Genomic DNA, 6,900 nt, shown 5'->3' on the forward strand with positions numbered 1-6,900 from the left:
GAGTGGAGGAATAAAATGAAAAAGGTAAGAGAGCCAAACTCAAAATATGTCAAGGTAAGGTGCCCAAAGTGCAAGAATGAGCAGATAATATTCGGAAAATCCACAACTGAAATAAAGTGCCTTGTGTGCGGAAAGGTAATTGCGCAGCCTACAGGCGGAAAGACAAGGATAAAGTCAAGGATTCTTGAAGTTCTCGAATAAGCAGGTGGGATAAGTCATGCTTTACAGAAAAGAAGGGCTCCCGGAAGAGGGGCAGATTGTCATATGCACTGTTACAAAGATACAGTTCCACTCTGTCTTTGTGCGCCTGGATGAGTATGACAAGGAAGGCATGATACACATTTCTGAGATAGCAGCAGGAAGAATAAGGAACATGCGGGATTATGTCCGCGAGGACAAGCTTGTTGTTTGCAAAGTGCTGCGGGTTGAGCGCGAGAAAGAAAGCATCGACCTTTCCCTAAGAAGGGTTACTGAAAAGGAAAAAAGGGAAAAGACAGAATGGATGAAGAAGGAGCAGCTCTCAGAAAAGATAATAGAGAACATTGCTTTCCTTGCAAAGTCAGACTACAGGCAGATGTATGACAATGTAACAAGCGCAGTGTTCAGGAAATACGAGGACTTAAGCTCATGCTTTGAAAAGATTGCAGCAGGGGAAGAATCCCTTGAAAAATTAGGCGTTGAAAAGAAGACAGCCGAGGCAATCACAAAGCTCATAATCCAGAGGATAAAGCACGAATTTGTAAGCATAAAGGGCGAATTGAAGCTCATCAGCTACGAGCCAGACGGGGTTGAGATTGTAAAAGAGGCAATAGGAACCGGCTTGGGAATAAACAAGAACCCTAAAATCACAATAGACATAAAATATGCGGGAGCAGGAAGCTACTCTGTAAAGGTCACTGCAACTGATTACAAGAGCGCTGAAAAAGCCCTGGACAATATGGTTTCTGAGATAACTGATTTTATGAAAGAGAAGGACAGCGAAGCTGAATTTAAAAGGGAAGAGTAAAGGAATCAAAATGCGGCACATTCTTATCTGCCCGAAATGCAGGAAATACACCATCTCTGAAAAATGCGCAGTTTGTAATGAGACTGCCATTCCCAACAAGCCAGCAAAATACAGCCCCGAAGACAAATACGCATCCTACAGAAGGCAGGTGAAAAAGCCTGAAATCGTAAAAAAAGGGCTGCTTTAGGGATTCATTCTTTTACTCATCGATAGTTTTTTATATTTAAGAAAAAGAAATATAGAACTGTCAAAGCTCATAAATCCAATGAGGAATCAAGAGGAAAAAATGGAAAATAAAAAAGAAGAAAAGAGCATAAAAACTTCTGTTCACAATCAAACGGAAAATGAGGAGGCTGAAGAGGACTCCATATTCTGGGCAGACAAGCTTGCTGAAAAGATAATTGCAAGAAGGAAATTTTTCTATTCAGACCGGGAGTTCCCAAAAAGGAGTGAGTTTGTAGTAAAGACATCAGCATCAATATCAGGAGTTCTTCACATTGGAAGGCTGAGCGACACAATAAGGGGCGACTCAGTATACCGCGCATTGAAGGATTCCAAAGTCAAAGCAAGGTTCATCTGGGTTGCAGAGGACATGGACCCATTGAGAAAGGTTCCGAAAGGAGTTCCTGAGGATTATGTGAAATACATTGGAATGCCTATAACATCAGTCCCGGACCCTGACGGGTGCCATAAGAGCTATGCAGAGCACCACAAGTCAGAATACATGAAAGTCATAAAGCAGTTTGTCCATGAGGACATGGAAATATACTCAATGCAGGAAGAGTATGACAGGGGAAGCTTCAAGCCATACATCAAAAAGGCGATGGAAAACATAGACCGGATAAAAGAGATAGCGGGGAAATACAGGACAACTCCCCTCCAAAAAGGCTGGAGCCCGTGGGTTCCAATATGCCAGAAGTGCGGAAAAATCTCAACAACAAAAATAACTGAAGTGAAAGACGGGCTTGTGCATTACGAATGCTCTGACTATGATTTTGAAACCCAAAAGGCAGTCGGCTGCGGATACAAGGGAGTTGCAGACCCATTGAAAGACAAGGGAAAACTCATGTGGAAAAGCGAGTGGGCTGCACAATGGGCAAGGTGGAACATCTGCACAGAAGGGGCAGGGAAGGAATACCAGGTGCCCCTTTCTGCATTCTGGACAAACGGGGAAATCACAGAGAATGTGTTTGACTTCCCGATGCCTGACCCTATATTCTACGAGCACCTTATGATAGATGGAACAAAAATGTCTGCGTCATTAGGAAACATTGTCTATCCAAGGGACTGGCTTGAGGTTGCAACGCCTGAGCTTCTCAGATACTTCTACAACAAGCGCCTTATGAAGACAAGGAGCTTCTCCTGGAAGGACCTTCCCCAGATGTATGATGAGTTTGACCAGCTTGAAAGGGTGCATTCAGGAATTGAAAAGCCTGAAAATGAGAAAGATGAAAAGCACCTAAAGCGCCTGTATGAGATAAGCGTGAAAAAGGAGGAAAACCCCCTCTCAATGAGCTTCTCCCACGCATCTGTGCTTGCGCAGATTTTCCAGGAAAAGGAGGGGATAATCGCAAGCCTGAGAAAAACAGGGCAGTACAGGAAAGAGCAGGAAGAGAGGATAATGCAGAGGATTGAGAAAGCCAAATACTGGGTTACACACTACGCTCCTGAAGAGAGCAGATTCACAGTTCAGGAAAGGGTAAACCCTGAGATAAAACTTTCTCCAGAGCAGAAGCACTCATTGAAAGCAGTTGCAAAAATACTTTCTGAAAATCACGGGAGCGAGAAGGAATTCTCAGAAAAGATGTATAACGCAGTAAAAGCGACTGGGCTACAGACAAAAGAATTCTTCAGGGCAGGTTATCTTGTGCTTCTCAACAGGGAGCGGGGACCAAGACTTGCACCATTCCTCCTGGCATTAGGAGAAAGGGCAGCAAAGCTGTTTGAGGAAGCAAGCAATCAGAGTGCCTGAAAAACCGTATTTTTCTGAAAATCTTCCGGATTTTACAGATTAAAGCTTATAAAAATAATCATCTCTATATTCTATCATGGAAGGATTAAGCGAAAGCGAACTTGAAAGCATAATAAGCAGGGCAAAAACGCACATAAGCGAAGCTGAAAGGATAAGTGAGATACAGAAAAGAAGGCAGGAGAATAAAAAGCAAAGGAAAAAGGGAAACAATTCAATAGGCAGGTTTCTCGTTTTAACTGCTGCAGTGTCTGCAATATTCGGATTCGCAAATTCAGGCAATAAATCATTTAACACTGACATCACCAGGCAGAATAACACAGCAATTATTGAGCAGCAGTACACAGCTGAATTTGACGCTGAATTAAAATGGATTGAAGATTCAATATACTATGGAAATTATTCTGTGGCAGACCAATTTGCAGACCCCCTTCAGGAGAAGATTGAAAATTCTGATTTCAGCAAAAAGAACATCTATCTTGAAAAAATAATAAAATATCAGAATGATTACATTCATCCTGGGCTGAACGGAGAATCACCTGATAATCTGCTGGGAATAAAAAGCGAGTATAGCAAGGCAGAAGATGAAAAAGATGATGAAAGGGTAGAAGCAGAAAAGAAAGAGGCAGAGAGGATAGCAACTGAAAAGCGTGAAGCAGAAAGAGTGGCTGCTGAAAAAAAAGAGGCAGAAAGAAGCGCAGCAGAGAAAAAAGAAGCAGCGAGAATAGCTACTGAAAAAATAGCAGCTCTTGCAAAAACACAGAATAAGACAAACTTTGAGAATGACTTGAGGGCAAGGTTTGATGATGTTTTCAGGATAGACAGCCAAAGCCTGCAGCAGTATATACCAAGCATGTATAAAAGATTTGCAAGCAAGACGGAATGGACACAGCTCTATGTTATGCTCAGGGCAGTTAATTCGCTTACATCCAAGCAGGCGGATTCGCTTGCCACATTAGTCGACGGGAATCTCTCAAACGGGGAATTAAGCGACAATCCCAAGTTTTACATGACAATAGACAAATTTGCTATTTACACTGAATTAAAAAGCTCATACGGAAACTACTTTGTAAAGCTCTTTTTAGCAGGCACGAATGAATGGGGAGAATTTGACAACAAAAAAGGCGACACCGCATATAAATTCTTATTCGGCGGAAATTAGCTCCCTGAAAATCTTTCAGATTTTTCCAGTAAACCCTTATAAAAGCGTAAAACATCAGCTATTAAAAATAAGTAAAAGCAAAAAAGAGGATTAATGAGGTAAAAATGCCAAAGCATACAGAAAATGACGTTCTCATACTCTCGCATCTGAGAAAGGACTCAAGAAAAAGCATAGCGCTCATCTCAAGGGAAACAGGAATCCCAATCTCAACAATATTTGACAAGATTGAAAGGCTTGAAAAAAAGATAATAAAAAAATACACAACAATCATTGACTTCTCAAAGATAGGATACAATTTCAGGGTGAATTTCATGATAAAAGCACGGGATGACAAGAAGGAAAATGTGAAAAACCTTCTCCTTCTCCACCCAAACATAAACACCCTTCTCAGGATAAACAACGGATATGACTTCTATGCAGAGCTTGTCTTCCATGACCTTTCTGAGCTTGACTCCTTCAATGAAAAACTCTCGCAGGCAGGAGCAAAGGAAAGCATAAGCCACCACATAATAGAGGATGTCAAGCGGGAGGGATTCCTCACAGGAGAAAGCGATATTGAAATTACTCCTTAATTCTAAAATTTTCTAATTATTTTTAAACTTAAAAACTTATTAATAATAATTGATTAATAATGATTAAAATGTTTTTCATAATTATTCTGGCTTCCTCTGCTATTTTTAAACCTAAAAAAACAGACGGAGAACAACCTAATGACAATGTAATAATAATATAACATAAAGATAATTATAATCGGTTAAAAATCATAAAAATATTTTCTTTTGTTTTTCCGGTAATTTATGGGAAAATTTCATTCCATTGATTCTGCAAATCTTCCGGAATAACACTTTTCTTCCAGAATATTTGCGGATTAATCCGCATTTATTCCAAAAATGCCGAAAATGCTCTCACTTTGCCCGGGAAACTCTTATTAAAAAAGATTCCCAATACATTCTCTAATCATAAAAATTGTGGAGGAATCAAAATGAGCGAAGGAAAAGGAAAAAGGATTCTTGCGACAACTGCTGTCGTGGGAGCAATAATCGGGATAATGGCAACAGGAGATTCTTTGAATATCAACCGGGAATTAAGAAACGGGGCTGCTGCAGTTTTTCCACGGCTTGAGAATGTTGTTGTTGCAGAGAACTTCTACCAAAAGCCGTATGAGCTTTCAATTGTCACAGAAAAGAATGAAAACGGGCAGGTTGAGAGCTACCTTTCAACATCAGACAGGAAATACCCCATTTATCAGGGGCAGGAGGGAGCCCTTGTGGGAAGCCTGGATGACATTTCAGACAACATGACTGCTGAACAGAAGAAGGGAATCTTTTTCGAATTCAATGAGCCAGAGCAGAACGAGATAGTCCTCTCTTACATGAAAGACAAAGTCGGGGACGGAATTGAGGACGGAAAGAACTTCCTGAAGGATTTGTACGACAGGATAAAGGGATATTTTGAAAATCCGTAAAAGAATCTGTAAAGAGGGAAAAATGGCAGAATATGAATCAGAATTCATGAAAAAGCGCGAAGAGAACGAAAGGCGCGGGCGTGAGCTGATTAAGAAAAGCGGGCTTGAAAACCTTATGGGCGAGCTTGAAACGGGAATGGAAATCATAAAGGAAAGAACAGAGAAGGCAAAACTGCTTGCAGAGGGAATATGCGAAACCATGAAAAATGACTATGGAAAATCAGGCAGAGAAATGGGCACTGGGCTGAAGAAGAAATATGAGAGCTGCATAAAAAGCCTCTCTGAAGTTTCTGAAGCGATAAAGGAGGCATACTCAAAAATCAGCCCTCTTGCAGAATACATGCAGAGCGGATTTTTGGAAGTTGGAAAAGCGCTCTCAGAGATAAGGGCGCCGCAGCCGGAACTCTTCCAGGACAGCACTCCGAAAAAGATGATGGAAAACGCAGAGCTCACGAAAAAAGGGAGCGAGGAAAAAACTGCAGAGTCAATAGCAAGGGCAGGCGAGCTGATTTCAAAAGACAGGGAAGAGCTTGAAAGCACGAGAAGGAAAAGGGACGCAAGGATAAAGCAGGAAAATGAAGGAAACAAAAAGGATAATTAAAAAAATAACCGGGGGAATGAAAAATGGAAAATGAACTTGAAAAAGTGGTTGAATCAGCAAAGGAAGCGGAATCAATCGGGCAGAAAACTGCGATAACGCCGGAATCGCTGACATATGAAACAGAACTTGTGAAGGGATACATCAGTGAACGGGAAAAGGGCGGGCTTTTCGAAGGAGTTGAAACATCAAAAAAAACATATAATACAGTCATAGCGCCTGCCATAAACAACGTAAAATCATACACAGACAAGATAAAACAAAACAGCAGGAAATTAACAGAGACCTTTGAGGGCGAATCCTCCCTCTGGCAGAAGATAGTGAGAGCCTGGTACCAGATTTCAAAAAAGTCCCAGAAGGAAAAAGAGCTTCTCATAGACACAGTGATAAGGAATGTTGAAAGGTCTGTTGGAAATGTGGACTACCAGATTGAGAGCCTGCGCCAGAGGAAGACTGAAACAGAGCAGTATTGCAGCCAGCAGGGAGAGCTTAAGGTTGACTTAAATGACAGAATTGACGAATGCAATGATTTAATTTCAAAAGTTGAGTTTGAGATTGAAAAATACAGAAGAGACGGAAAAAAGCTTGAGGACTCAGGCGAATACAAACTGAGGGACAGACTAAGCGAAGAGCTGAAAAAGCTTGAGAAAGACAAAAACACACTTGGACTTGAAAGGCGGCTTGCATCAGACGAATACAT

At 41.2% G+C, this 6,900-nt stretch carries 9 protein-coding genes; all 9 read left to right on the forward strand.

Features of this window, described 5'->3' with window-relative positions; genetic code table 11:
* The first annotated feature begins 15 nt into the window (after positions 1–15).
* Positions 16–201, forward strand: coding sequence for a 30S ribosomal protein S27e (locus NTV63_00780; protein MCX6709478.1), 186 nt, complete (start codon positions 16–18; stop codon positions 199–201).
* Between the two features lie 16 nt (positions 202–217).
* Positions 218–1,006: a S1 RNA-binding domain-containing protein gene (locus NTV63_00785; protein ID MCX6709479.1), complete on the forward strand. Its 789-nt coding sequence runs from the start codon at positions 218–220 to the stop codon at positions 1,004–1,006.
* A 4-nt stretch (positions 1,007–1,010) separates the two neighbouring features.
* Complete coding sequence (locus NTV63_00790; protein ID MCX6709480.1) at positions 1,011–1,193, forward strand: ribosome biogenesis protein; 183 nt, start codon at positions 1,011–1,013, stop codon at positions 1,191–1,193.
* Between the two features lie 99 nt (positions 1,194–1,292).
* On the forward strand, positions 1,293–2,978 hold the full coding sequence (lysS, locus tag NTV63_00795) for a lysine--tRNA ligase (GenBank protein MCX6709481.1): 1,686 nt from the start codon (positions 1,293–1,295) through the stop codon (positions 2,976–2,978).
* A 76-nt stretch (positions 2,979–3,054) separates the two neighbouring features.
* The gene (locus tag NTV63_00800) at positions 3,055–4,137 is read left to right on the forward strand and encodes a hypothetical protein (protein MCX6709482.1); all 1,083 of its coding nucleotides are present in this window, start codon (positions 3,055–3,057) and stop codon (positions 4,135–4,137) included.
* A 104-nt stretch (positions 4,138–4,241) separates the two neighbouring features.
* Positions 4,242–4,709 (forward strand): Lrp/AsnC family transcriptional regulator, encoded by a 468-nt coding sequence (locus NTV63_00805; GenBank protein MCX6709483.1) that lies wholly within the window; start codon positions 4,242–4,244, stop codon positions 4,707–4,709.
* Positions 4,710–5,119: 410 nt separating this feature from the next.
* Positions 5,120–5,602 carry a hypothetical protein gene (locus tag NTV63_00810; GenBank protein ID MCX6709484.1) on the forward strand — a complete coding sequence of 161 codons (483 nt, stop codon included), beginning with the start codon at positions 5,120–5,122 and terminating at the stop codon, positions 5,600–5,602.
* A gap of 22 nt (positions 5,603–5,624) precedes the next feature.
* Positions 5,625–6,203, forward strand: a complete 579-nt coding sequence (locus NTV63_00815) for a hypothetical protein (protein ID MCX6709485.1) — start codon at positions 5,625–5,627, stop codon at positions 6,201–6,203.
* A 23-nt stretch (positions 6,204–6,226) separates the two neighbouring features.
* Positions 6,227–6,900, forward strand: a 674-nt coding sequence (locus tag NTV63_00820; protein ID MCX6709486.1) for a hypothetical protein, incomplete at its 3' end; no start/stop codon positions are given.

The organism is Candidatus Woesearchaeota archaeon, assembly GCA_026394965.1.
Lineage (GTDB): Archaea > Nanobdellota > Nanobdellia > Woesearchaeales > 0-14-0-80-44-23 > JAPLZQ01.

Coding starts and splice junctions, on each gene's coding strand:
- NTV63_00810 (MCX6709484.1), top strand. CDS start 5,120: ATGAGCGAAGGAAAAGGAAAAAGGATTCTTGCGACAACTGCTGTCGTG.
- lysS (MCX6709481.1), top strand. CDS start 1,293: ATGGAAAATAAAAAAGAAGAAAAGAGCATAAAAACTTCTGTTCACAAT.
- NTV63_00800 (MCX6709482.1), top strand. CDS start 3,055: ATGGAAGGATTAAGCGAAAGCGAACTTGAAAGCATAATAAGCAGGGCA.
- NTV63_00780 (MCX6709478.1), top strand. CDS start 16: ATGAAAAAGGTAAGAGAGCCAAACTCAAAATATGTCAAGGTAAGGTGC.
- NTV63_00785 (MCX6709479.1), top strand. CDS start 218: ATGCTTTACAGAAAAGAAGGGCTCCCGGAAGAGGGGCAGATTGTCATA.
- NTV63_00805 (MCX6709483.1), top strand. CDS start 4,242: ATGCCAAAGCATACAGAAAATGACGTTCTCATACTCTCGCATCTGAGA.
- NTV63_00815 (MCX6709485.1), top strand. CDS start 5,625: ATGGCAGAATATGAATCAGAATTCATGAAAAAGCGCGAAGAGAACGAA.